Genomic DNA, 25,243 nt, shown 5'->3' with positions numbered 1-25,243 from the left:
CGTCTTGAGCCAGCCGCCTTTCCTTTTCCAACAGATTAACTCGTAGTTCCGCAGACAATGCTTGAGTACTTCTTGCCTCGTGCTTCCGAGTACGCGAAGGACATCGACCACCTATTTGACGTGATCACTTATCTCGTCGGGTTCTGGTTCCTCCTCACGCTTGGATTCTTCTTTTACGTCCTGTTTCGCTTTCGTCGCAAAGCAGGCCAAAAAGCCCAGTACCTCACGGGCGAAACCCATCGCGAAAAGCTCGCGGTGGAGATTCCGCACTACCTCATTCTGGTGTGCGACCTGGTCATCCTGGTCTGGACCTTCATGGTGTGGCACAAGGTGAAGATCGATCTGCCGCCGGCCGACGAGGAGATACGGGTGGTGGCTCAGCAGTGGGCCTGGTCGTTCTATCACGCTGGAGCGGACGGGGTGCTCGGCACCGACGACGACATCGCGAAGGTCAACGAGCTCTACCTGAAGAACAATACCCAGTACACGTTCTACCTGGAGTCGCCGGACGTCATGCACAGCTTCTCCATCCCTGTTTTCCGTCTCAAGCAGGACGCCGTGCCCGGACGTATCATCACCGGCCACTTCAAGACCATCCTCGAAGGGGAGTGGGACATCCAATGCGCGGAGATGTGCGGCTTTGGACATGGTTTCATGCCCGCCCGCATGTTTGTGAAAAACGAAGCGGACTACGCGGAGTGGATCGCCGAAAACGCGCCCGAAACCAGCGGCGGCGCATCGTCCATCGCGGCGGTTGAAACGACAGATTCCAAGACTAAGGAGGCAAAGAGCAATGGCTGAGACCGCTACCGCAACCGTGGCCCACGACGAGCATCATGGGCACGAAGAATCATTCTGGAGCAAGTACGTCTTCTCCACTGACCACAAGATCATTGGCTTCCAGTACCTGTTCACGGGTATGGCCATGGGCTTGATCGGAGGCTTTTTCTCCTACGTCTTCCGCATGCAGCTGGCATTTCCGGGCTCTTCGGTGCCGTTCTTCGGAGTGGTTTCGCCCGCTGCTTACAACTCGCTGGTGACCAACCACGGCACGATCATGATCTTCTTCGTGGCCATGCCGGTGCTCATCGCCGCCCTCGGAAACTTCCTTATCCCGCTCATGATCGGCTGCGACGATATGGTGTTTCCCAAACTCAATCGTCTTTCCTACCAGATCTTCCTCATCAGCTGTATCGTGCTGATCGCTTCCTTCTTCGTGCCGCAAGGCGGCTTCGGTGGGGCGTGGACGGCGTATCCGCCTTTGTCGACAAAAGCTGAATACAACGGTACCCCATTCGGGGCGCCGCTCTGGCTGCTTGCGGTGACGCTGGAAATCGTGGCCTTCCTGATAGGCGGTATCAACTTCGTCACTACCACCATGAACGCTCGAGCCAAGGGCATGAAGCTGTACGACATCCCCATCATCGTGTGGATGATCGTGATCGCCTCGATCCTCTTCATGGCCTCGGTGGGTCCGCTGGTCGCTGGCGCGGTGATGCTGTTTTTCGACCAAACGCTGGGCACTACGTTCTTCGATCCAGCGGCGGGCGGGGATCCGGTGCTCTGGCAGCACTTGTTCTGGTTCTTCGGACACCCGGAAGTTTATGTGGTGCTCCTGCCGGCCATGGGCGTGGTGGCGGAAGTCATGTGCACCTTCGCCCGCAAGAAGCTGTTCGGGTACAACATGATTCTCTACAGCTCCATTGGTTTGGGCATTTTGAGTTTCTTCGTTTGGGCCCACCACCAGTTCATTTCCGGGGTGGATCCGCGAGCGACCTACCTCTTCACCACAACGACCCTGCTGATCTCCATCCCGGTGGCGATCATGCTGTTCGCCTACATCGCCACGCTCTGGGGTGGATCCATCGAATTCTCCACTCCAATGCTATTCGCCATGGCGTTCTTGGGCGAGTTCCTGGTGGGCGGTGTGACTGGCATTTGGCTGGGGTCTAGCGGTACCGACATCTACTTGCATGACACCTATTTCGTATTGGCTCACTTCCACTACACCTTCGTTCCGATTGCGGTGATCGCGACCTATGCGGCGATCTACTACTGGTTTCCCAAGATGTTCGGTCGCAAGATGAACGAGTTCTGGGGAAAGATCCACTTCTGGGGCACGGTCATTCCTTTCAACGGGATCTTCCTGCCGCTCTTCATCCTCGGGGCCGCTGGACAGCATCGACGTATCGCTGGCTACACCGCGTATCCGGATCTCTTCACGGAAAACCTGCAGGACCTGCGCGTATTCGCCACCGGTTCGCTCATCGTTCTGATCCTCTTCCAGATCCCGTTCTTCGTTAACTTGATCGTCAGCCTCAAGCGTGGCGAGAAGGCCGGCCGCAATCCTTGGAAGGCGAATACGCTGGAGTGGGTCGCTCCATCGCCTCCGCCGCACGGCAACTTCGAGGGCAATTTCCCTGAGGTTTACCGGGGTCCCTACGAGTTTTCGGTGGAAGGCCGCGAAGAAGACTACTGGCCTCAGAACAAGCCGAACTGAACCAACTTAACGTAATCAAATTTCAGATACAATGGGTCACAAAATCATTGCAACTGGCAGAAGCGCCACCGGAATCCCCACGGGACGACTCGCGGTCTGGTGGGTGGTCGCTTCGGAAATCGTTATCTTCGGCGGCTTGATAGCGTCCTACTTGTTGAACCGCTTTCTGCACGGCTCCTGGGCTCAGTCCGCGGCGCATACCAACACCTTTATCGGCGGTATCAACACGTTCTGGCTGCTCACTTCCAGCTTCTTTGTGGTCATCGCTCACGAAGCGGCGGAGAAGAAGGACATCGTGAAAGCGCGAAAGTTCCTTTGGCTCACCATCTTGCTTGGCGGATGCTTCATGGGTTTCAAGACCTACGAATACGCCAGCGAAATCAGCCACGGCTACACGCTTTTCACCAGCAACTTCTGGAGCTTCTACTACACCGCTACCGGACTGCACGGCTTTCACGTTCTCTGCGGTATGGTGATCATGGCGATCATCGCGGAAAAGGACGTCAAGCACGGGCAGAATCTGCATCGCGTGGAGAACATCGGCATCTACTGGCACTTCGTGGATATCGTCTGGATCTTCCTCTTCCCGCTGCTCTACATCGCCAAGTAATCGAAACCTGAATACGCTTTTTCAAAATGGCAGGACATAACTCTCCAAGCTACCTCAAGATCTACATCATGCTGCTGGTGCTCTTCATCATCAGCGTGGCTGGGCCCGAGCTAGCGGACATATTGCATCTCGAGGGAGCCACTCGGCTCATCGTCATCCTCATCACCGCCTTCGGTATCGCTTTGGTGAAAGCTTACTACGTGCTGGCCTATTTCATGCACCTGAAGTTCGAGAAGATCTACGCTCCGTACATCCTTCTTTCCATGGTGGCCATCATGTTCGTCTTCTTTTTCGGCGTGGCCACCGACAGCATGAAGTCTGAGGGACACAATTGGGTGAAGGAATACCAGGAACCTGAGGTCGCGGCAGGCGAAGGCGGACACCATGGAGATGACGCTCACCAAGAGGAAGACGGCCACCAGGAGGAGTCGCATCACTAAAAAGCGCAGCCCAATGGGCTCAACTAGGGAAGGGAGCGGAAAATGAGATACGCGGAAGCAAGCTTATCGGGCGAGGGCGGTTCAAGCCGCCGCGAGCCCGTCATCTCCAACAGTCTTCTCGGAGTGATCATATTCATTCTGACGGAGATGATGTTTTTCATCGGACTGATCAGCGCCTATTCCATTTCCAAGGCCAACGCCTTGGAGTGGCCGCCGCTGGATCAGCCGCGTCTGCCGATCGGAGCGACCGCCTTCAACACGGTCGCCCTATTGGCGAGCGGCGTCGCTATGTTCTTGACCAGCAAAACCTTCGCAAGGGAAGGCTTTAGTCGCAAGAGTGAGCAGCTGTTCCTGTTCGCTCTCGGTTTAGGACTGTTTTTCGTGGTGTTTCAAGGCTTCGAATGGGCGCGACTGCTCGGTTTTGGTTTGACCATGCAATCAAGCACCTACGGGGCGTTTTTCTATCTGATCATCGGTACCCACGCGGTGCACGCCATCGGCGCCCTGTTCGCCCTCGGTCGCCTCTTCTTCAAGATGAGAAACCGCACCTTGCGGCTGGCCAGTTTGCATGGCGGTCAGGCGTTCTGGTATTTCGTAGTTGGCGTCTGGCCGATTCTCTACGTTCTCGTTTATCTCAACTAAGGAGGAGATTTAGATGAAAAGCTGCTTTGCCACCCGTTTCCTACGCGCTCTTTCCTTCGCCGCATTGTCGCTTGGCGTCGGTCTCGCCACGGCCAATGCCTGCTCGGTGTGCGGCGTGGCCAAGGAGGAAGCCCGCGGCGCCTACTATGCCACCACCGCGGTGATGAGCTTCCTGCCGCTCTGCATGATCGGCGCCGTGATCTACTACCTCATCAAGAAGACGCGATCTCAACGCGATTAGAAAAGCTTTTCAGGCGACTCTCTTGTAATAAGGGACTCTGATCTTGTCACGTTTGCCCCTCTCTGCTCTTACATACCCCGCCAATTCGGGGAAATGATACAGACGAGACTTAATCAGTCAGGAAAGCGAGCAGCGAGGTCTAGGCGGCAATGGAAGGTTGTCGTCGCGATCGGTGCGGCTTCCGTTCTCGCCGTTTTACCCGATGGATCGGCGCAGGAAGGGAAGGATATTGAAAGCTGGATTGCACGACTGGAGAATCGCTTGAGCTATCGGCTCATCTTGCATCCGCAGTTCGACTCGTTGGAGAGCGATCTCCAAAACGCGGATACACCTGAGCCGGATCGGTACCAGCGCGACTTTTTTCGTCGACTGATGTTGGGAGCGAAATTCAAGCTCTCGGAGCGCTGGGGCAGCTACTACGTTGCGGACTTCAACGACCACCAGGTCAAGAATCACATCGCGCGTCTGGAATGGTCTCCCAGTTCGGCGGATACGCTCTATTTCGGATATCAGAAAGCTCCATTCGGAAACGAAGACACGAGCTCCAGCACTCGTCTGAAAGCGATCGAGCGGTCGGCCAATACGCGTTTCTGGAACGAGGTCATTGGGCTCGGCTCCTACCATTCCGGCATCTTCTACACGCGAGCCATGTATCCCGACCTGAAGGCGACCCTGGCCCTCACTCACAACGTGAAGAGCGAGTCGGATTGGCCGGATGTGGGAAGTGGAGAGGTATCGCTTTATGGTCGCCTCGTGAAGTCAGGCTCGTTTTCCGATGGGAGCCATTTCCAGCTTGGGCTCGATCTTGGCTATCAGGCCATGGAAAATGAGAGGGAGATTGCCGGCGTTTCGCTGTTCGGTGGCGCTCTTGTGAAGGGCTACAATCTGCTCTTCGAGGCGACGGGGGGAGCGATCGACCTGTCTTCGGGGGAAGTTGCCAACGCGTTTGGATGGCATGCCGAGGCGTCGCATTCGTTTTTGTCCGATTTCGAATGGGTTGCTCGTCTGTCTTCGGTGGATACCGATGGAGCCCCTCTCAAGCTTTCTTCCGCCATTCGTAAGGCGCCCGCTTCGGGCTACGCCTACGAGCGTGTAGATTCCTTGTATTTAGGGATTAACTACCTGATTGATGGCGATCACCTTAAGCTCTCTGTAGGATACGAATTGGGCGATGGCAGTTCCGCAATCTCGGGACCGGGATCGACTGAGAGCGTAGAGGAAACGGTCAGCGGCTTTAGAGTGAGGGGCCAGCTTTCGTATTAGACTTTTAGATCGCGAATGCGATTTATTCAATGGGTAGAAGGTCGCCGCGTCTCGTGGCGGCCTTCTTTTTTGAGAGCCTGAGGGCAATCGCTCCCGATCCGCTAGCGCTCCGTAAGGGCGTTCATCTTCGCCCGTAGGAGTGGTTTGAATACGTATTCGGCGATGGTTTTCTTCCCCGTTAGGATGTCCACTTGGACTTGCATGCCGGGGATGACCTTCAGTTCAGCATCACTTGTATGGAGCGAACGTTCGCCTGTTCGAACGCGGATCTTGTAAAAGCTTTCACCCCGTTCGTTGGTGAAAGTGTCGGCGCTGATTTGTTCGACGACGCCTTTGAGGCCGCCGTAGATAGAGAAATCGTAAGCGGTGAGTTTGACGGTCGCTTCCTGGCCTGGATGAATGAAGCCGATGTCGGATGGCGATACGTCAGCCTCCACGATCAGGTCGCTCTCTTGAGGCACGATCTCCACGATGGGCTCGCCTGAGCGGATGACGCCGCCGATGGTTTTGAAGTGGATTTTATTGATGGTGCCGAGGGTGGGGGAGAGAATGGTCGCTCGGCGGATCTTGTCCTCGTAGGCGGCGATACTCTGGGCGATCTGCTCCAGCTTCGCCTTGCCCTCGTTGCGCTTGGTCAAGACCTCTTTTGTATATTCGTTTTGGATACGAGCCAGCTCGCTTTCGGTATCGTTGACCGCATTTTCGAGACGGAGCAGCTCGACTTGCGAAACGATACCTCTTTCAGCCAGCGGACGCGTCATGGAAAGCTCCTTGTTTTTTAGCTCCAAACTCTTTGTCAGGTGCTGGATTGAGCGCTTCAAGTTGCTGCGGCGACTTTCGAATAGACGAGTTTCGCTTTTCACCAAATCCTGGCGATGCTTGCTTACGTATTCCGGAAACTGGATACGCTCGAGATCGTTGGCCTCGGCCTCGAGGCGAGCCACCGTGGCGAGCAGGTTGTCGCGTTGAGCGATGTTTTCCCTCAGGGCCGCGGTGAATGCCGTATCGTCGATGCGTGCGAGCGACTGGCCTTTCTCCACGGTCTGGCCTTGCTGGACGAAAAGCTCCGCCAGGATGCCGCCTTCCAGGCTTTGCACCACCTGAAGCGAGTCGGTGGGAATGACTTTCCCTTGTCCCCGTGTGATCTCATCAACTTCCGAGGTGGTGGCCCAGTAGACGCAGGCGCTGATGATGCCCACGATGAGAAAGAGCAGCAGGCTGGCGTAGGGGCTGCGGTTTTCCAGAAAGGCTGCTTTGGCATCGGCCACGAAATCGAGATCGCTCGACTTGAGCTTCGGGGCCTGAGCCTTGGGGGCGGCGGCCGCCTCGCGGGTCTGGTTCTCGGGGGACGAAGCGCTGTCCGGATTGCCGGGATTGTTTGGCGTATTCATGGAATCAGACATTAGTTTCTTCCCGCTCCGGCTGAGAGTTGTCGCATCACTTCCGCCTTGGGGCCGTTAGCCGCGATGCGGCCTTGGTCCATCACGATGATGCGATCTGCAAGTTTGAGCATGGAAGGTTTATGGGTCGAGAGCACCAGGGTACGGCCGCCTTCGTTTCCATATTTCTCCATGTTGGCGATGAATTCGCGCTCCGCGTTGGCGTCCATGGCGCTGGTCGGCTCGTCCATGACGAGTACCGGTGGCTTCGGCAGAATGGCGCGGGCGATATTGATGGCCTGACGTTGACCGCCAGAAAGGCGCTCCCCACGCTCGCCGATAGGAAGATCGTAGCCTAGGGGGTGACGGCTGGCGTAGCGCTCCACGCCGGAGAGCCGGGACGCTTCGAGCAACTGTTCCTCGTCGGCCCATGGGGCGCCCATGAGGATGTTTTCCTTGAGCGAGCCGAAAAAGAGGCTGTTGTCCTGGGCGATGTATCCAAGTCTTCGGCGCAGCTCGGCCGGATCCAGCTGGCGAATGTCGGTGCCATTGACCAGGATCATGCCGGAGGTAGGCTGGTAAAAGCCGAGAATGAGACGAAGCAAGGTGCTTTTGCCGGAGCCCACGCGTCCCAGAATGGCGACCTTTTCCCCTGGTTCGATAGTGAAGGAGGCGTTGCGGACGGCCGGTTCGGAATCCTCGGAATAGGCGAAGGTCACCTCCTTGAATTCGATGCTCGGCTTGAAGTCCGCCTTTCGAATGTAGTTGCGGCCCGGATCGCGCTCCTGCGGCAGGTCTACGATCTCGTTCAGCCCCTTTAGGGATACCAGCGACTGCTGCAGTCGGGAGAGAAGGGCGGCGACCTGTCCGATGGGCCCCATGGCTCGACCGCTAAGGATGGTGCATCCGATCAGGGCTCCCATGCTCATTTCTCCTTCGCGTATCCGGTATACGGATGCGACGACGATGATCACGGAAACCATCTGCGTGATGAAGACGGTGAAGTTGGTCGCCGCCGAGGAAATTCGGCGTGTGGCGACTTCGCTCTTCGCCGAGCTGCCTAGGAAGTTTTCCATGCGGCGCTGGAAGAGCCCACCAGCGGAAAGGCCGCGGATCGCTTCGAAGCCGCCGATCGCTTCCACCAGCAAAGCGTGCTTCTGGGCGGAGGCGCCCTGCGAGATCTCCGCCGCTTTGCGCAATGGAATGTGAAGGATAGAACCCACGACTAGGATGAGAACGATGCCAGCCAAGGGAATCAGGGCGATCCAGCCGGCTAGGAAATACATAAAGGCGATGAAGAAGATCACGAACGGCAGATCGACGATGGTGGCCAAGCTGGCGCTGGTGAAGAACTCCCGCAGGCTTTCGTAGCCCTTTACTTGATTGGCGAAACTGCCTGCGGAGGCGGGTTTGTTCTCCATCTTGATCCCCAGCACGCGCTGGAAGATGAAGCTGGAGAGCAGCACGTCGGCGTTTTTGCCCGCCTTGTCGATCAAGGCGCCGCGCAGCATCTTCAGCAGAAAGTCGAAGCAGTAGACGAGGGTGACCCCCGAAGCGAGGACCCAAAGGGTGTCCATGGCGTTGTTGGGAATCACGCGATCGTAGACGTTCATCACGAACAATGAGCCTGCGATGGCGAAGAGATTGATGAACACCGCAGCCAGCAGCACGTTGCGATAGACGCCGCGGTATTTCCAGAGCGTGCCCCAAAACCAGTTCTTGGAGCGAACGTGCTGCTCGGCCTTATCGGCCCGGGCGTCGAACTTGAACTCCGGTTTCACGAAGATCGCGGAGCCGATGTATTCGGATTTCAACGTCGCTTCGTCCAGCAGCTCTTCGCCAGAACCGGTTTCCGGCAGAACGATCCTGTAGCCGCTCTCGTTCTTTCCCACCAGCAAGGCGGCTCGATTGTTTTTGAGCAGGAGCACGCAAGGGTACACCAGCTGCGGGATGGAGCTCAGGTCGCGCTTGACGATGCGAGCAGAAAAGCCCGCCGATTCGGCAGCTCGAACGAAAAGGCGAGGAGTGAGGCGATTCTCGACCAATGGAAGACCAGCGACCAGCATGTCGGGGGAGAGCTGCCGATCGTGCAACTTTCCAAGCAGCACCAGGCTGTCGAGCAATGGATCGTCGATGGGGTTCACGGCGGGTTCCGCCGTTTCCTTGGGCTCGGCCTTAGGCGGCGAGGCAGGCGCCTTGGCCCTACGGGTCGGACCAGCTCCGGCAGGGGCCAAACGTTGCTTGTTTTGGTCGGAGATCATTAGAGGTTGGAGGTCAGGTCGATGAGCGACTCGTGGAGCTGCTCCATCTCGCGTAGTTTACGTTCCATTTCGCGCTGCTCGGTCACATCCTCGATGGTTCCCTCAAGATACGTGGTGCGTCTCGTTTCGTCCTCGATCGCCCAGACGTTTACGATGGCTTCCATCACGGAACCGTTTTGACGATGGAAGACCGCTTCGAAACGTCCGCCTTGTCTGGCTTGATCCGCAAGCTCTACCGTGGTGGCTTGGCGGGTCTGGGCGTCGTAGACCTCAGGTATCAACTTTTCCAGCACGCGAATGCAGTCTTCTCTGCTCTCGAAACCTAGAGCGTGGGCTAGAAAACGATTAACATCCTGGATACGCGAATCCTCCTCGCATCGAAAGATGCCGATCGCAGCGTTTTCGAAGAAACCGCGGTACTGGGCTTCGCTTTCGCGGAGCTTCTGCTCCAGGCGGCGACGTTCGCGACGATTGGCTGCGACCTTCAGCTGGCTCTCGATAGCAGGGATCAATCGGGTGGTATTGCCCTTCATGATGTAGTCGTGGGCGCCCTGCTTCATGAGGTCCACCGCCGCTTCTTCCCCGATCTTTCCAGAGACGAGGATGAACGGGATTTCTAGCTCGTACCGTTTGAAAACCTTGAGCGCTCGCATTCCGTCGAAGTCGGGCATCTGGTAGTCCGAGATCACCAAATCCCATTCGTGCTGCTCGATCTGACGCGTCATGTCCTCCTCGGTCTCCACGCGCTCGCTTGTCACCTGGTAGCCATTCTTCTTGAGAAGGTTCGCGGTGAACTTGGCCTCGATCTTCGAGTCTTCGACGATGAGTACGCGAAGTTGGCCTTTGGGAGTTTCCGGATTTGATGCGTCGTTCATATGGTAGGGATCCTTAGGGATGGGGCGATGTGTCAGAGAAGGGTGGATACGAGTTCGCCCGTTGCGGCGAGGATGCGGTAGGCGGCCTGAAGACGATTGAAACGCTCCTCTTGCACAGACGAGCGGGCGGAGAAAAGTTCGTTTTCCACGTCGAGCAGATTGATGAGCGGTCGTTTCCCTAGTTCGAACTGCTCATGGTAGGCGTCGACTACGGATTCGATGGCGTCGCGATGCGTCTCCAGAAGGTAAATACGCTCCTCGATGCTGACGAGTTCGTTCCAGGCGTTGGCGAAAGCGGTTTCCGTTTCCGCAAGGGCGTCCTGCAGCTTCCAGTCCGCCTCGGTGATATGGGCGTTGGCTTTGCGGACTTCGGCTTTGCGTTTGCCGCCGTCGAAGAGGTTGTAGGAAAGGGTGAGCAGAGCGGTGGCGTCCTCTTGCAAGTGCTCGTAGCGGCCGGATTCAAGAGCGTTTCCCTCCACCACGAAATTGAGGCGAGGCCGATAGGCGCTTTCCGCTGAGTCGCGACGGGAGACGGTGGCCTCCAGCTCGGAGCGAGCCACCCGCACCTCCGGGTTTTTCGAGAAATCGATTTCGTCGATGGAATTGGGCATGGCCCATTCCGGAAACTCAGGTTCGATCAGCTCACCGGGCAGGGCTCCGGTCAGCTTCAGGTAGGCGGTGTGGGCGCTTTTGAGCTGACGCTTTCGGGCCTCCAGACCCGCTTGAGCCATGGCGAGGCGACCCCGCACCAGCATGACATCGGCCCGCGGGCCCGCGCCGGCTTCGAACTTGCTCTCGATCTTTTGCAGCGATTCGCGATGCAGGCTTACATTTTGTTCCGCCAGCTCGGTGAGGTGGGTGAATTTGAGAATGTTGACGTAGGAGATGGCCAGCTCGAGGGCGACGTCCTGGCGGACCCGTTCCAAGGAATGCTGGCTCGTCTTCAGGTTCGCTCGAGCTTCGCGGATGCGGGCCCGGGCGTTTCCGCCGTCGTACAGCAGCTGGCGTCCCTGCAAGGCGGCGCTGCCGTTTTCGTCCAGGAGCCGTTCCCCGAGGGTGTTGGTGAAGCGCTCCTCGCCTCCACGCAGGTTGAGGCTAAGCTGGGGACGGAGGCTGGCTCGCTCGATGCTTAGCCGCTGCTCTTCTCCCGCGACCCGCGACTCGAGGGCTTTCGTTTTGGGATAGCGCTCGAGAGCGATCTCCAAGGCCTCTCGCAAGCTCTGACCGGACAAGGCGGACAAGCCGAGCGCACTGGCGACAAGGGCGCAGGCAATTGCGCGCCAAGCGTGGTGGCTGGCGCCTGCGGAGAAGGCTGCGGTTGGGGCGAACGTTTTCAGAGTGCTGCGTATAGGCTTTGCACTCTATTATCGTTTCGTGGCGCTCAAACTTGAGAGGTCTGCCACCCAAGGGTCAAATGAGCATTCTCGCAGAGGCCTCCTCTCCGATGGAGAATGAGGGCATCTCCGGTCGAGCGAGAGGGGGATTTTCTCTGCCAGGCGGGCGTTTCCCTGGTAGCTCCGGATGGGTCGAGCTTGGAGTGGAAGGCGGGAAAAAGGAGCGGCAGGCCGTGGCGAGAGGCTGGCTAGGCGGGGGCTCCGGATGCGACCACCGCCCTCACGACTTGGTCGAAAACGAGCGGAGAGGTGGCGACGATGCCTTTGTTTTCCTTCAAGGTTCGGCCAATGGAGAAATCAAGCGGCTTGCCGAAGGTGTCGGCGATTTTTCCACCTGCTTCGATCAGCACCATGAAGCCGGCGGCGTGGTCCCAGATCTTTTCCTCGTACCCCGGACGAGTGGGGAGCCGCAGGTAGACGGAGGCCTGGCCGCGCGACACCGCGGCGTACTTGCACTGGCTGTCCATGCGGAAGGGCTCGACCTCGGTTTTTAGAGATTCGCTGATGGCCGCGGAGCGGACGTGAGCGGTGTGGCCGGATTCGACGGATTCGCAAAAGACCGCCTTGCTGGGTTCTGCTACCGAATCGACTTTGACCGGCGACACCTTATCTAAATCGCTCAATGGTGCCTGGAAGGCGCCAGACCCCTTGGTGGCGAACAGCAGGCAGCCCTTTTCCGAATTTTCGTCAGCGGGATCGATGGGAAGGTTAGGGCAGCCGAGAACGCCGAGAACGACCTCGCCGTTCTCGATCAACGCCAGGGCCACCGCGTATTGCTCGCCGCGAAGAAATCCTTTGGTGCCGTCGATCGGGTCGAGCGTCCAAAAGCGTCCCTTTGGGCCGCCGCCGTGCGATCCTCGGTCGATGGCGGCGAGAATGCCCTCCGCGTCGAGTGCAGGGTCGATTTTTCGCACGTAGTCCACCACGCGCTCGAAGAGCTCGGCATTTTCCGTCTGCCGCAAGTCGCTGGAATCCTCTTCGCCCACCGCTGGATCTTCCGGGAAGGCTTTGGCCAACGTGTTGAGAACGAGCGCTTGAGCTCCATAGTCCGCCACGGTGACGGGAGACTTGTCGGCTTTGTCGTGCTTTTCGCTATCGACGAGGCCAGCTTGGGCGGCGGAGCAGAGCAAGGACGCCTTGCGTACTGCTTCTTTGGCTACAGCGAGCTCTTCAGAGTAAGGCATGTGATTCAAGATGGATTCCGACCGACCCTTTGCAAGTTCTTTGCCAAGGAGGTGAAGCGAGCGAAGAAAGACTTAACAAGAGCCGAAAAATGCGTCATAGCTCCTCCGTGTTAAAAACCATCGAGCCTTGTCTCTTTTCATTCGATCTTGAGTGGATCCCCGATCCGCTCAGCGCGGAAATCCTGTATGGGACGGACATCACCCAAGCCCATGGACCGTTGGAGGCCATGAAACGTCTCTGGCACGAAGGCGGGGCCACGGAAGAGAACCCTCAACCTTATCTTAAGACCGTGCTTTGTCGCATCGTATCCGTTTCTGGGGTACTGCGCGAGGTATCGAAAGGAGAGGTGAAACTGAAGCTGGTCACGCTGCCTGCCACGGCCGAAGATCCTGAAAAGGCTAAGGAGCGCACCATCCTGAAAATGCTGCTCAAGGCGATCGGCTCCCGCAAACCGCAACTGGTCGGCTACAACTCCCATAATGCGGATGTGCCGATCATCGTGCAGCGAGCGATCGTGAACGGCCTCTTCGGTCAAGGCATGGGCGAGCGCCCGAACAAGCCATGGGAGGGCGTCGACTATTTTGCCACCAGCGGTGACCACAATGTGGATATGGCGCCGATGGTTGGTCGTTGGGGGCAGACACCGAAACTGCACGAGATCGCGACGCTATCGGGAATTCCTGGAAAAGTGGACACGGAAGGCGGTTTCGTATCCGATCTTTGGTTGCAAGGGAACTTGCAGGCGATTTTGGACTATAATGAGTTCGATGCCATCACCACCCATCTGCTTTGGGCTCGCATCGCTCACTTCGCAGGTTTGCTCAGCGCTACGGCCTACGAACACGAGCAGGTTCTGGTGAGAGCCTTGATGGAGGTGGAGATCGATGGCGGGAAGAAGCACTTCGAACGCTACATCGAGGAGTGGGATCGATTGAAAAAACTCTGCGACAAGCGGCTATAGCAATTTGAGAACGGTTAACAGTTTTACCAAGTCCGAGGACGCCCACCTTTTCGCTTCGATGCTGGAAGGCAATGGGCTGCACCCCAATGTGAGGGACGACAACATGTCGAGCGTGCAGTGGCTCTACACGCAAGCGGTCGGAGGCGTTAAGGTGGAAGTTCCAGATTCCGAATACGAACAAGCGATCGAGCTCATGAACCTGCCCCGAGCGGAGGAATCGAGTTTTAGCTGCCCGCATTGCGGTTCTTCGGACGTGGCCTTGCGTCAGCTCAGCGGCATCACGGCGTTGTTCATCATTCTCGGAACTTTGCTGGTCCCGGTGGTATCGCGAAAGGCGGATTGTCGAGCCTGCCGACGTAGCTTCAAGGTGCGGCAGAGCGAGAAGGGGATCGAGACGGAGTAGGCGAATCCAGCTTTGTCGTTTTTTTGTTTTGTTGCGCACGGTGAAACTAGGTTGCCTTGGCGGCGTGCCCGGCGGTCACGCCCTACCTGAACGGAAAACGCTGCTAGATCAGCTCCTTCAGGTCCTGCATGGTGATCTTGGCGTTTGCGGCTTCGCTGGCTTCGAAAATGTCCTCCAGCAGCTTGCGTTTCTGGTTCTGCATGAGCAGCACCTTTTCCTCCACGCTATCGCTCACGATGAGCTTGTAGCTGGTGACGACCTTGGTCTGACCGATACGGTGGGCTCGGTCGGTGGCTTGAGCTTCCGCAGCAGGATTCCACCAAGGGTCGAAGTGCACTACGGTATCGGCTGCGGTGAGGTTGAGTCCGGTGCCGCCCGCTTTGAGCGATATGAGGAAGATGGGAATGTTCGAAGAATCGTTGAAACGATCGACTTCCGCCATGCGGTTTCGGGTCGAGCCATCGATATAGCAGTAGGGGATACTCTGTTCCTCCAGTTGTTCCTTCAGTATCGAAAGCAAGGATACGAACTGGGAGAAAACGAGGATGCGATGCTCGCCATCCATGGCTTCCTCCAAAAGTTCGCTGAAAGAGTTGAGCTTGGAGGAATGCTCTGGCCTGAGGCTGTCGTCGATCAAACGAGGATCGCAGCAGGTCTGGCGGAGACGAAGCAGCTGGGTGAGCGTCTTCATGCGAATCGCTCCCTCGCTGGCTCCGCTCTTTTCGAGTTGCGAGATTTCGTTTTCCGCGAAGCGACGAGCATTGTCGTAAACGCTCTTTTGCTCCGGCGTCATGTCCACGAAGAGCACTTGTTCGATCTTCTCCGGCAGCTCTGTGGCCACAGCTTGTTTCGTTCTTCTTAAAATGTAGGGAGCTGCCTGCTCGAGAATGCGGCGTTCGTGCCAGCGTCGTTCATCCCCTCGAGCTCCATTGGGAATCGGCTTCCATCCACCTGGCATGATGAAGTCGAGCAGCGACATGAGATCTTGGATACTGTTTTCAATAGGAGTACCCGTGAGCAGGAAACGTCCCTCTGTCTGCAGCGTGGCGATGGCTTTAGCGTTTAGTGTTCGGCGGTTTTTTATGTGTTGGGCTTCATCCCCGATGACGCATCGGAACGAGATGTCAGCGAAGAGCTTTCGATCGCGAATCAAGGTGCCGTACGAGGTGATGATCAGATCGTAGCGAAGGGATTCGCTCGCGTTTTGAAGGCGGTTGGTCCCGTGATTGGCGAAAACGGTGAGATGCGGGACGAACTTGGCCGCTTCGCGGCGCCAGTTTTCCACCAGCGATGCCGGGCAGACGATGAGCGAGGGTTGCGTCGCAGAGCGTGTCTTCGAAGAAGTCGCGCCACCTTTTAGCGAGCTGATGAAGGAGAGGGCTTGCAGGGTCTTGCCCAGACCCATTTCGTCAGCGAGGATGCCTCCTAGCTGGTGATTGAAAAGATGATACAGCCAAGCGACGCCTGTTTTCTGGTAGCCTCTCAAGGTGTTTTCGAGCGAGCTGTCGAGGTTCGGAGCAGGGAGTCTCGTTAAGTCCTTGAGCGCCTCGCTACGAGCTCGCCAGGTGGCGGGAGGCTTGAAGTTGGGATTGAGCTCGGAAAGGCACTCCTCCACTTCCGCGCCTCGAGAGTACGGTATTTTGTAGTTTCCGTTGTGAAGAAGTGGGGCGTTGAAATCGAGGGAGAGTTTCTTTTGCGCGGTTTGCAGATTCTTGAGCCGATCCTTGCGCAGCAAGTAGACCTTGCCATTGGTTTCGACGTAGCTTTTCCCGGTGTTCAGGCTTTGACTGATTTCTCGCTCAGAAGCCTGTCCGGCGCTGATGGATACGCTGACGTTGTAGCCGTTTCTCTCTTCGATGACTTCGGTTTTGATTTTCGCTTCCGGAATCCCTGCGGCGCGCTGCTGGAAATTGGCTGAAAACTCCGCCCCGTAGCGACGCTCTAGGTCATCCCAATGCTCGCCCAGGAAATTCAAAGTCTGGTGCCGGTCGCGCAGCCACCATTTTCTGTTTCCCGGTTCGAGCTTGAAGCGATAGCTTTGCACCAGTTCGCGAATCTCGTCGTAGCAGGGATGCTCCCGAGACGGTAGAGAGATAGCGAGGTAGTGGGTCGAGCCATCCACTCGTAGCGGCGTGCCTTCATAGCCGGACAGGTCGGGCAATTCGGGCTCGGAAGGCTCCTCCAGGTCCTCGATTTCCTGCTCCTCACTGATGGGCTCGTTTCCCTTGGAGCTCTCTTGTCCTAAATGTTCGGATACGCCTACGAGTTCGCTGAAAATCCAATCGATCGGCTCCTTCGGTTTGTTGGCCCAGAAAAAGCACGACTGCCCGCTAAGCTGGGTGACGAGCTGCGCGAGCTGCTCGCGATCGAGCTGCAGGAAGGAGCCCAGTTTTCCTCCTCCCCATTGCAGAAGAGAAAACGCGGCCACGCGGCCCGCTTCGTCAAGAGCTGCGAGCTGGTCCATGCCGACTTTTTCGGGAGCCGAATTTTTGCCCGGTGAGAGTTCGATCTCGAGCTTAGTGGGGATGGCGTCCCGAGGGGCGCTTGTTTCCAGGTTAGGCGGGAGAATGATTCGAAGACGCATGCTCTCTAGACGAAGAAGGAAGAAGGAGTATGGAAGAATGGAAGACGTGTCGCTATCTTTTGACCGGGACGTGGATGACGTATTTCTGGTCAAACTCCTCGTAGTCGAAATAGTCGCGAATGGGGTGAACGCTGGGCGTTTCCGGGATGCCGGAAAATTCCTCCGAAAGGTCGCCACCTTTGAGGTACAGCACGCCGTTGGGGAGTGGGTTGAAGCCGTTTCGTTTCACCTTTTTGCGAATCCATCCCATGAATTTCGGCAACTGGGTCACGGCGCGGGCCACGATGAAGTCCACCTGGCGATCGACCTCTTCCACGCGACACTGGGCAGCCACGGCGTTTTCGAGTTCGAGTCGCTCGAGGCAGTCCTGCACCACCTTGATTTTCTTGCCGATGGAGTCGACAAGGAGGAAGCGAACCTCGGGGAAAAGAATGGCCAATGGCACGCCGGGAAAACCGCCGCCGGTGCCCACGTCGATAACGGTACTGTCCGGCTCGAAGCGCATGGTCTTGGCGATGGCGAGGGAATGCAGGATGTGGCGCTTGGCCACGTTTTCCACGTCGTGGCGCGAGATGACGTTTATCTTGGCGTTCCACTCGACGATGGCCTCGGCAAACTGCTGGAAACGCTCACGTTGCAGCTCGCTGAGTTCGGGAAAGTGCTGAGAGATGATGGAGGTGTCGATGGTCATGGAAGGATTGGCAAGGAAAGTGGGATTGCTGGTCTTGGCGAAACAAAAGATTCGCACGCGGTTCGCTAAAAAAAGACACACCGGTGACTTGCAGGTAACATGGCGGTAACATGGACTGCCTATGATGGCGGCACTATGAAAAACACACCATTGCTTAGAACTCTATTAGGGGCGTCCGCCGTGGTCGCTATCAGCCACTTCGCAGTCGCCCAAGATGGGACCAGCTCCCTGCTCCTTTCGGATCAATTGGAAAAGGCGGTCTACTTGCAGGAGGGCGAAGCCGACCTCGATGCGGCGGCTCTCGTGTTCGAGGGGATCCTGGCCGAGACCGAACTGCTGGACTCGCTCGCCGCTGAGGCTCATTTCCGACTCGCTAGCATTTACTTGGAGCAAGGCAAAGAGTCGCTCGCCTTCAAGCTGCTAGGAGAGCTGGTCGAACGTTATCCGGAAGAAGCTCCATGGTTCACCGAGGCCAAGGCTCTGCTGCCGAAGGATTTCGATCCGACCATTACTCCTTGGGAGGATGGAGAAAGGACCTGGTACGACTGGGTGCTCCCTACGGGCAATGTGATTGGACACAGTTTCTCCACCATTTTTCGATATGACTGGGAAGGGCGCGAGCTCTGGCGAAAGGAAACGCGTTACCTGCTAAACGGAAATCGGTGCACCGTGGTGGAGTTCGAGCCGGAGACCTTCAAGACGCTCTACAGCCACATGAGTCTCAAGGAAATGGGGCGCGTACGGGCTTGGTATGCCGAGGACGGGCTTTCCGCGAAGGTCCAGTACGCGAAGTCCGGTCAGGAGCGGAGTTTCAACTTCAATGAGCGCGTCTACGACAACGAGCAGGCTTACGAACTGATGCGTCAGCTCCCCTTGGAACCGGGTTATACCATGACCAAGAAAATCTTCGTCAGTTTCTCCGGCGTTCCCGTGGACGTGACGTTCAAAGTCGAGAGTATCAGCGAGATGGATACTGTCCTCGGAAAGGTGGAGTGCTATGATGTCTTGATCAAGATTGTGGGGCAGGAGCAGCACGCCTTTTTCACGGCGGATGATCGGAGACTGTTGGTCAAGACGATTTCTGGCGGCATCGAGTCGGTGCTTCGCAAAGTCGAAACCATCGATTACGACGGGACCATCGAGTACCGCAATGAGGCTCATGACTACGCCATAACTTTGCCGGCTTCTTGGGGAGCGGTTCCCCAGGATGAATCCAACAGCGCTGACAAGCAGAGGGTGTGGCTCGCCGAGCCAACGGTGCGGGGCGTCTACAATCTCACCTCGCTCGCGAATTCCGAATGGATCGAAGAGGAGGCGTTGACGCTAGATTCTCTCAAAAACAAAGCGATTGAGAAGGTGACCTCGTCCGCTAAAGGGGGTCTGGACGAAACGTGGACCAAGGAGCTTCGCCTCGGCGAGCTTTCGGGAATCGCTCTGCGAACGCAACCCGATGATGAGTCAGGCGATGAGCAGCGCGCTTATTTGTATGCCTTGCTCGGAAACGACCGTCACTACCTCTGGGAAGCTCGAATCCCTGCTTCGGATGAGCCCGAGATGCTGCCGGTTTTCGAGGGAATCATGAACAGTTTCGTCAAAACCGACTAAGGTGCTAGGCCTTTCAAAATCTCGATCAAAGAGCGTTGCCCAAACTCCGGTTTGGGTAACCTACTTGTTTCTGGCTATCGGCATCGTGAGCCCAGTGCTCTGCGTCGTCTGGTTGGTCAGCAATGCGGTGGAGAATGAAAACGAATCGCTGGCTAGGCTGGTAGCGGAAACGAACCAGCGGCGGCTCGCCGATGCCGAGGGGCTGATCTTGACCTGGCTAGAGTCGGGTGAACTGGATTTGGGCGAGGGAAGCGTTGCCTACCCATTGGATGTTTCAACGCCCTCAGTGACTCGTCAAGAGTCGGACCGCGCCAGACAGGTCCTGCAGGAAGCGCGGGATGGGAAAGCGCTCGATTGGTTCGCGTCCGTGCTTGAGGACGATGCAAAAACGGGCCTTCGTCTCCTCGGCGGGCGTTTCATCGGTCCGATTCTCTTGGCGATGGCGGTGGAGCAGATCGATGACGGGGCGGTCTTGTCGCCTCGTTTCCAGTCAGCCGCCGATGCCTACGTACTGCGGTTTCTTCAGAGCCAAGCGGATCCGGTTCAAAAACGATTTCTGATGCGGACCTATGCGCCGCATTCCGATTCGGAAGCCATCCTCGCATTCGCAGAAAAGGAGCGCATGGTGGAAGCTTGGCTAAACGAAGTGGGAGGGAGGGAACGTCTTCTCGAATTCGATGGAATGGCGCGCTCCGAGAACTTCCTTTACCTGAGAAAGGAGGGCGAGCCGTTAGTACGCGTCTTTCGATTGGATGCCTTATTCGACAAGCTCGAATCGCAGCCCGACTTAAAGGAGCTTGGCGTTGGTGTGTCGTTGGCGGGGACGCCGCGGACTGCGGAAACCGAATCAAGAGTCCTTGCCGCTCCGCTGTCTTTCCTGGAATTGCGCCTGCGCGATGGCGTTTCGTTGGAGGAGCTCTCGAGCGATCGATTGATGCTCTATCTCTGGGTGGTGGTCATCGTGCTGGTCCTGTCGCTGGTTTCCGGAGGGACCATTGTGGTCATGTTGAAACGACAGGCCAGTGTGAATCAGCTCAAGGACGATCTGGTCGCCACGGTGACGCATGAGCTCAAGACTCCCGTTTCTTCGATCCGGCTTTTGATCGATACCTTGCTCGATGAAGATCGTATCGGAAAAGTGGATGCGAGAGAATACATTGAGCTGGTGTCGCGAGAAAACCAGCGCCTTGGCCGCCTGATAGACAATTTCCTGTCATTCTCCCGCATGGAGCGGTCGAAAGGAAATTTCGAGATCAGGCCGGTTTCTCCTGCGGAGACGGTACGAGTCGCGGTGGAGGCCTTTCGCGAACGATTCCAAGGGCAGGGCTTTGAACTGGCCTGCGAGGTGGATGAGGAAGTTCCTGAGATTGCGGCTGATCAAGACGCCTTGGTGACGGTGCTGGGGAACTTGATGGAAAACGCTTTCAAGTACGGCGGTCCCAACCCGAGGATCGAGCTGAGGCTTCGGAAGGGGCAGAAGGCCGCTTCGTTCGAGGTGCGCGACTTCGGCGTGGGAATTTCGAAACGGGATCAGAAATTGATTTTCAGAAAATTCTATCAAACCGCGAACTCCAGGGGTCGGCACTCGGGGAGCGTTGGACTTGGACTCAGCATTGTTCACTTTGTCGTATCCAAACACATGGGACACGTCGAAGTCGAAAGCGAACTCGGAAAAGGAAGCCTGTTTAGAGTGAGTATACCCTATGCCTAAAATTCTGATAGTGGAGGACGACGAGGCTCTCGCCCGCGGACTTTGTGACAATTTCGCCTGCGAGGGCTATGAAGTAGCATACGCTGCAGATGGGACGACGGGTTTAGACCTGTTGCTGGATCAGGGAGCGGACTTGGTTTTGCTCGATGTGATGCTTCCCGGTATCGACGGATTTTCGATTTGCGAGACCGCCCGGCGGGAGGGCTGCTCCATGCCGATCCTCATGCTGACGGCAAAGGGGCAAGAGCGTGATGTGGTGAAGGGACTCGAGCTCGGAGCCGACGACTATGTGGTGAAGCCATTTTCCGTGAAGGAGCTGATCGCCCGCGTCAGAGCGTTTCTCAGGCGGCACCGATGCGAGGATCAACGCGTATTCACGTTTGGAGAGTTCATCTTGGACCGGGATTCACTACGTCTCACCCGTGAGGGAACGGAAGTGAAGTTAACCCGCAAGGAGTATCAGTTGCTCGAATACATGGTGATCAATCAAGGCAAAGCGCTTTCGCGTCAGGGCATCATGGCGAGCGTGTGGGGAAGCAGCGTTTTGGTGACGCAGCGAAGCGTCGATCGCTGCGTCACCACCTTGAGAGCCAAGATCGAGGCATCGCCCGCGAATCCTCGGTTTCTTCAGACGATTCGCGATGTCGGGTATCGGTTCGAACCGCAGTGAACAAGCGGCTAGTTCATATGCTTGTCTAAGAAAGCGAGAATCTGCTCGTAGGTTTTGACCCGTTTCTTGACGGAAAAGATATGATGACCCTCGTCGCCCACGAAGAGGACCTCGTGCTCCACGCCGTGCTTTTCGAGTTCGGATTTCAGGAGTTTCGACTGTTTGATGGAGACATTTCGATCGTCTTTTCCGTGTATCACGAAAATGGGGACTTTCACCTTGTCGATGTGGTAGATAGGGGAAATATCCTCGAAGCGTTCGCGATTGAGCTTCGGGTCGCCGAGCTGCTGGAGAAGCTTGTGGTGGGAGTATTCATGTCGCTGCCACTTGCGAGACTTGATCATTTCCTCCCAGTCGAAGACGCCCATGTTGGTGATGGCGCATCGATAGAAATCGGGTTCGAAGACCGCTCCGCAAAGGGCGGAGTAGCCTCCAAAACTGGCCCCCATGATGGCGAGTCGATCCGGATCGGCGATGTTTTGGTCGACCAGCATTTGCATGGCTTCGGTGATGTCGTCTTGCATCTTACGGAACGCGAACTCGTTCTCGTAGGAAATCTGTTTTCCGTAGCCAGACGATCCGCGATAGTTGAGTCGCATGACAGCGTAGCCGTTGCTGGCGAGAAATTGTGTTTCGTCGTCGTAGCCGCCGTTATCGCGGACCCATGGTCCGCCGTGCACCAAGGCGATGGTGGGATAGGGGCCTTCCTCGCCGTACGGAAGAGTGAGGTAACCTTCCAATTTCAGACCATCTGAGGTCTTGAAATGAAAGACTTGCGTGGCCGAAAGCGTTTCCTCGTTGAGCCAAGGCGCGGTGTTGGAGATCTGTTTCAAGGTCTTGGCCTTGAGGTCGAGGATGGAGTAGGTTGGTGGGGTTTTATCGGAATAGGAGTAGATGAGGTGGCGGCTGAAATCGACACTGGATTCGTAGATGATGTTGACCCGACCGCTGATGGTGGAGTCAATCAAGGACTGGATCTTGCTGAGGTCCGGATGCAGCCAGACGAATCTTGGCGTGTCAGCCATGTAGCGGAAGCCGACGATTTGCTTCCCGAAAAAAAGATACCGGGACGAGTCGGAGAAGTCGTAGTAGTCGTCCCGAAAGAGCAGGTCGCCGATCTGGTTGGTTTCGATGTCGTAGGTGTACAGTCCTTTCGTGTCTTCGCCGTTGTATCCGGCGATGAAGAGGGTGTTTTTGTCCGCTCCGAACAGTTCGATGCTCCAGAGCTCGGGATCAAGGGCCAGCGGAGCCCACTCTTCGCTTTCGCTGTAGCGGTGTAGGTATTCGATCTTGCCGCTGTCGAAACGGGTTACGATTCGCGGGACGTGATTCTGGTCGATGTGCCAGCCATGGATTTCTCCGGGAGGGTTGGGTATGCGGTTGGATACCAAGCGGTTTCCGCCCGTATCCGGCATGTATTGTTCGGCTATATTACGCTCTAAGGCTGAACCGGTGACAGCAAGTTGGGCGATGCCTGGTTTGGTCGTGTTGCTGTCGACGATCCAGATCCATGCCGAGTCTTCTTCCCTCATCGGGTCGATGAAGCGGACCACCGCGTCATTTGATATCAGTGGATAAATATCCTTGCGGTTCACGTTCACACTGAAGACGCCTTCCACGAAGGCTCCCCATTTGCTGAGGTTGAAGGCTACGTCTTCGTTGGTGGTCCAGACCACGCTGTCGATTTCTTTGCCCGACCACTTGAAACTTCGATGGATCTCGTTGGTATCCAGATCGAAGATGACGATGCCGCGGTCGCCTTTGTCGCCGATTGGAGCCACGCTGGCGGCGTATTTGCCATCTGGCGACATCGTCATGTTGTAGACGCGCGGAGGGCGAAGCAGGTTTTCGGTGGTGTTGCCTTTTTTGAGCTCTTTCTTCTTTGCGAAGGAGCTGGAGATGGGGAGGGCGCATAGCGATGCGCAGAGGCCAAGGAGGAGTAGCCGTCTCATGTTGTATGGGGTTGGGGATTTGTTACGGGGACAGGAGGTGCGAAAACGAATCTGTAGGAGATACTACAGCATTCAGCTTTGATTGAGAAGCCTGATTCGCTCCGCGAGACGTTTGCCGCTGAGAATCGAAGCACCCATGGCGATGCCGTCGATGCTGTTGCCTCCGAAATAGAGGCCCGGGAACTCTTTTTCGAGGCCGCGAAGGGTATCTCGCCAGGGGCCAAACTCGCTGGTGTACTGCGGGATGGCGCGTGGCCAGGAATGCAGCAAGGAGAAGCAGGGGGAACCGTTTGCTCCGATGAGACGTTCGAGGTCGGGCATCGCCAACGCGATGAGCTCGTCCTCGCTGGCGTTTGCGAGTTCCGGTCGGCGTATCCCCCCGATCATGACGGTAAGAAGACAATGCCCGTTTGGAGCTCGTCCTGGAGAAAGGCTTGAGCTGAAGAGCGCACCGAGAATGTTGTGCGGCTCCTTGCTCGGCACCAGCATGCCGAATCCGTCTAGAGGATGTTCGATCTGCTCGCGTCGAAATCCGAGCGCTAAGCTGTGAACGGCGGGATATTTCAGATCGGGTGTGTCTTGTAGCTGTTCTGCAACCGCATCCGCCCACACGATTTGCTTGATGGCGTAGGCGGGCAGGCAGACGATGAGGTTGTTGGCGACGCCCTGGAAGGTTTCGCCCGCTCGCTCCCAGGTGACCTGCCAGCCCCGGTCGACCCGATCGACCTTGGTGACGTTCGAGTCGAGCCAAAGCCGATTTCCGAGCTTTCGCGAGAGCGTCTGTGGCAGGATGCCCAGTCCATCGCGAAAGCTGATGGAGCGTTTCTTGTACGCGGTGCCATCTCGCTTACGTCGCTTCTTGTAGCGAAGAGCGCCGCGAATGATCGAGCCGCCGTCGCGTTCGAAGCCGCGCATCAAGGGAAACGCGTATTCAAGAATCAATTGCTGAGGGTCGCCTGCGTAGACGCCGCTCACCATCGGATCGATGGCGTAGTCGAGGAAGTCCGGTCCGAGCCGCCTGCGAACGAAGCTGGCCACCGTTTCGACGTCGCCTTGCTCTTCGGATATGCGTTTGCGAAAAGGCTCGAGAAGCACGCCAAGCTTGCCACGGAACGAGAAGAGCGGAGTTGTGAGCGCTTGTAGTGGTGAGGCGGGTACGGCGACAGGACGGCCATTTTTGACGATGAATCGCTTGCTGGCGCTTGCGGGGCTTTCTTGGATCTGATCGCTGAGCGCGAGCTCGGCCAACCAACGCTCGACCCATGGGTCTGGAAGGAGCAGGGAGTTCGGCCCGCGCTCCACCAAGTAGCCTTCCTGGCGCGCCGTGGATATCGGACCGCCAGGCTCGCTGTTTTTCTCAAGGACCGAAAGGTCGAGCCCTTGCTTCTGCAGCAAGTAGCCAGCGGTCAGGCCGGAAATGCCCCCTCCGAGTATGATTGCGTCTTGCATGGTCGGTTGGTCGCTAGAGTGAGGTTTCGCTTCGGCGTTGGTTTTCCTTTTCACCTATCCACTCCATCGCTTCGGAGAGGTCGGTGAAGATTTCGGGAAAAATGAGGCCGGTATCGGTGGAGGCCGCCTTGAAGGCGCACGCTCTGGTGTAGTCTTCACCGTCCGGAAATACCCACGCGGTGAACGATTTGCCGCGGCGTTCGGCGGTTTTCAGCACGTAATCCAGCATGGGGATGAAGTCCTCGATGCCGAGCTCCGAGATGCGAGCGTTGGCCGCTTTCCAAATCACGTTTCTATGCTTTTGAAAGCTTCGATGCCCGAGGACCTGGTCGTAGAGAAAGGTTAGACTCTCCTTGTTCGCCTTTCCTTCGAAACGCACTAGGAGAGCGTTGAGGTCCTCGATCAATTCTATGGAAAAGGAGTTCAT

The 25,243-nt window shown here is 56.9% G+C and carries 22 protein-coding genes; 12 read left to right on the top strand and 10 right to left on the bottom strand.

From position 1 onward, the window contains the following. Window positions 1–57 precede the first annotated feature (57 nt). The 7 genes from QEH54_RS18150 to QEH54_RS18120 all read left to right on the top strand — a co-directional run bounded on the left by QEH54_RS18150 (window position 58) and on the right by QEH54_RS18120 (window position 5,696). Window positions 58–801 carry a cytochrome c oxidase subunit II gene (locus tag QEH54_RS18150; RefSeq protein ID WP_309020123.1) on the top strand — a complete coding sequence of 248 codons (744 nt, stop codon included), beginning with the start codon at window positions 58–60 and terminating at the stop codon, window positions 799–801. After that, window positions 794–2,500, top strand: a complete 1,707-nt coding sequence (locus tag QEH54_RS18145; protein WP_309020122.1) for a cbb3-type cytochrome c oxidase subunit I — start codon at window positions 794–796, stop codon at window positions 2,498–2,500. The genes QEH54_RS18150 and QEH54_RS18145 overlap by 8 nt, the downstream gene beginning before the upstream one ends. Window positions 2,501–2,531: 31 nt before the next feature. After that, a complete protein-coding gene (locus QEH54_RS18140; RefSeq protein WP_309020121.1) occupies window positions 2,532–3,110 on the top strand; it encodes a cytochrome c oxidase subunit 3 in 579 nt (192 codons plus the stop codon). 26 nt (window positions 3,111–3,136) lie between these two features. Continuing rightward, on the top strand, window positions 3,137–3,550 hold the full coding sequence (locus QEH54_RS18135) for a cytochrome C oxidase subunit IV family protein (protein ID WP_309020120.1): 414 nt from the start codon (window positions 3,137–3,139) through the stop codon (window positions 3,548–3,550). Between the two features lie 42 nt (window positions 3,551–3,592). Then, window positions 3,593–4,192, top strand: a complete 600-nt coding sequence (locus QEH54_RS18130; protein WP_309020119.1) for a cytochrome c oxidase subunit 3 — start codon at window positions 3,593–3,595, stop codon at window positions 4,190–4,192. 13 nt (window positions 4,193–4,205) lie between these two features. Further along, window positions 4,206–4,433 (top strand): hypothetical protein, encoded by a 228-nt coding sequence (locus tag QEH54_RS18125; protein ID WP_309020118.1) that lies wholly within the window; start codon window positions 4,206–4,208, stop codon window positions 4,431–4,433. A gap of 261 nt (window positions 4,434–4,694) precedes the next feature. Continuing rightward, window positions 4,695–5,696, top strand: a complete 1,002-nt coding sequence (locus tag QEH54_RS18120; RefSeq protein WP_309020117.1) for a porin — start codon at window positions 4,695–4,697, stop codon at window positions 5,694–5,696. Window positions 5,697–5,797: 101 nt separating this feature from the next. On the opposite strand, the gene QEH54_RS18115 is transcribed toward QEH54_RS18120, so the two are convergent. The 5 genes from QEH54_RS18115 to QEH54_RS18095 form a co-directional block, all read right to left on the bottom strand. Further along, window positions 5,798–7,087: an HlyD family type I secretion periplasmic adaptor subunit gene (locus QEH54_RS18115; protein ID WP_309020116.1), complete on the bottom strand. Its 1,290-nt coding sequence runs from the start codon at window positions 7,085–7,087 to the stop codon at window positions 5,798–5,800. Between the two features lie 11 nt (window positions 7,088–7,098). Next, window positions 7,099–9,336 (bottom strand): type I secretion system permease/ATPase, encoded by a 2,238-nt coding sequence (locus tag QEH54_RS18110; RefSeq protein WP_309020115.1) that lies wholly within the window; start codon window positions 9,334–9,336, stop codon window positions 7,099–7,101. Next, the gene (locus QEH54_RS18105) at window positions 9,336–10,211 is read right to left on the bottom strand and encodes a response regulator (protein ID WP_309020114.1); all 876 of its coding nucleotides are present in this window, start codon (window positions 10,209–10,211) and stop codon (window positions 9,336–9,338) included. Before QEH54_RS18105 ends, QEH54_RS18110 begins: the two co-directional genes overlap by 1 nt. A gap of 32 nt (window positions 10,212–10,243) precedes the next feature. Continuing rightward, complete coding sequence (locus QEH54_RS18100; RefSeq protein ID WP_309020113.1) at window positions 10,244–11,452, bottom strand: TolC family outer membrane protein; 1,209 nt, start codon at window positions 11,450–11,452, stop codon at window positions 10,244–10,246. Window positions 11,453–11,793: 341 nt separating this feature from the next. Next, the gene (locus tag QEH54_RS18095; RefSeq protein WP_309020112.1) at window positions 11,794–12,789 is read right to left on the bottom strand and encodes a 3'(2'),5'-bisphosphate nucleotidase; all 996 of its coding nucleotides are present in this window, start codon (window positions 12,787–12,789) and stop codon (window positions 11,794–11,796) included. 89 nt (window positions 12,790–12,878) lie between these two features. Between QEH54_RS18095 and QEH54_RS18090 the strand changes: the two genes are divergently transcribed. Further along, complete coding sequence (locus QEH54_RS18090; RefSeq protein WP_309020111.1) at window positions 12,879–13,751, top strand: hypothetical protein; 873 nt, start codon at window positions 12,879–12,881, stop codon at window positions 13,749–13,751. A gap of 4 nt (window positions 13,752–13,755) precedes the next feature. Further along, the gene (locus QEH54_RS18085; protein ID WP_309020110.1) at window positions 13,756–14,154 is read left to right on the top strand and encodes a hypothetical protein; all 399 of its coding nucleotides are present in this window, start codon (window positions 13,756–13,758) and stop codon (window positions 14,152–14,154) included. 103 nt (window positions 14,155–14,257) lie between these two features. Here QEH54_RS18085 and QEH54_RS18080 read toward each other — a convergent pair whose 3' ends face one another. After that, window positions 14,258–16,738 carry a DEAD/DEAH box helicase gene (locus QEH54_RS18080; protein ID WP_309020109.1) on the bottom strand — a complete coding sequence of 827 codons (2,481 nt, stop codon included), beginning with the start codon at window positions 16,736–16,738 and terminating at the stop codon, window positions 14,258–14,260. 52 nt (window positions 16,739–16,790) lie between these two features. Next, a complete protein-coding gene (rsmG, locus tag QEH54_RS18075; RefSeq protein ID WP_309020108.1) occupies window positions 16,791–17,429 on the bottom strand; it encodes a 16S rRNA (guanine(527)-N(7))-methyltransferase RsmG in 639 nt (212 codons plus the stop codon). Between the two features lie 135 nt (window positions 17,430–17,564). On the opposite strand from rsmG, the gene QEH54_RS18070 reads away from it, so the two are divergent. From QEH54_RS18070 to QEH54_RS18060, 3 genes are read left to right on the top strand one after another with little or no spacing between them, the layout of a single operon-like run. Further along, complete coding sequence (locus tag QEH54_RS18070) at window positions 17,565–19,034, top strand: hypothetical protein (protein ID WP_309020107.1); 1,470 nt, start codon at window positions 17,565–17,567, stop codon at window positions 19,032–19,034. Between the two features lies 1 nt (window position 19,035). After that, window positions 19,036–20,745, top strand: a complete 1,710-nt coding sequence (locus tag QEH54_RS18065; RefSeq protein ID WP_309020106.1) for a HAMP domain-containing sensor histidine kinase — start codon at window positions 19,036–19,038, stop codon at window positions 20,743–20,745. Continuing rightward, on the top strand, window positions 20,738–21,415 hold the full coding sequence (locus QEH54_RS18060; protein ID WP_309020105.1) for a response regulator transcription factor: 678 nt from the start codon (window positions 20,738–20,740) through the stop codon (window positions 21,413–21,415). Before QEH54_RS18065 ends, QEH54_RS18060 begins: the two co-directional genes overlap by 8 nt. Before the next feature lie 8 nt (window positions 21,416–21,423). Here QEH54_RS18060 and QEH54_RS18055 read toward each other — a convergent pair whose 3' ends face one another. The 3 genes from QEH54_RS18055 to QEH54_RS18045 all read right to left on the bottom strand — a co-directional run bounded on the left by QEH54_RS18055 (window position 21,424) and on the right by QEH54_RS18045 (window position 25,243). After that, complete coding sequence (locus QEH54_RS18055; protein WP_309020104.1) at window positions 21,424–23,367, bottom strand: S9 family peptidase; 1,944 nt, start codon at window positions 23,365–23,367, stop codon at window positions 21,424–21,426. A 72-nt stretch (window positions 23,368–23,439) separates the two neighbouring features. Beyond that, window positions 23,440–24,816: a protoporphyrinogen oxidase gene (gene hemG / locus QEH54_RS18050; RefSeq protein WP_309020103.1), complete on the bottom strand. Its 1,377-nt coding sequence runs from the start codon at window positions 24,814–24,816 to the stop codon at window positions 23,440–23,442. 13 nt (window positions 24,817–24,829) lie between these two features. Next, window positions 24,830–25,243, bottom strand: coding sequence for a hypothetical protein (locus tag QEH54_RS18045; protein ID WP_309020102.1), 414 nt, complete (start codon window positions 25,241–25,243; stop codon window positions 24,830–24,832).

The organism is Pelagicoccus sp. SDUM812003 (assembly GCF_031127815.1).
Lineage (GTDB): Bacteria > Verrucomicrobiota > Verrucomicrobiia > Opitutales > Opitutaceae > Pelagicoccus.
The sequence above is the reverse complement of the archived record's forward strand: the minus strand, read 5'-3'. Positions and strand labels throughout refer to the sequence as shown.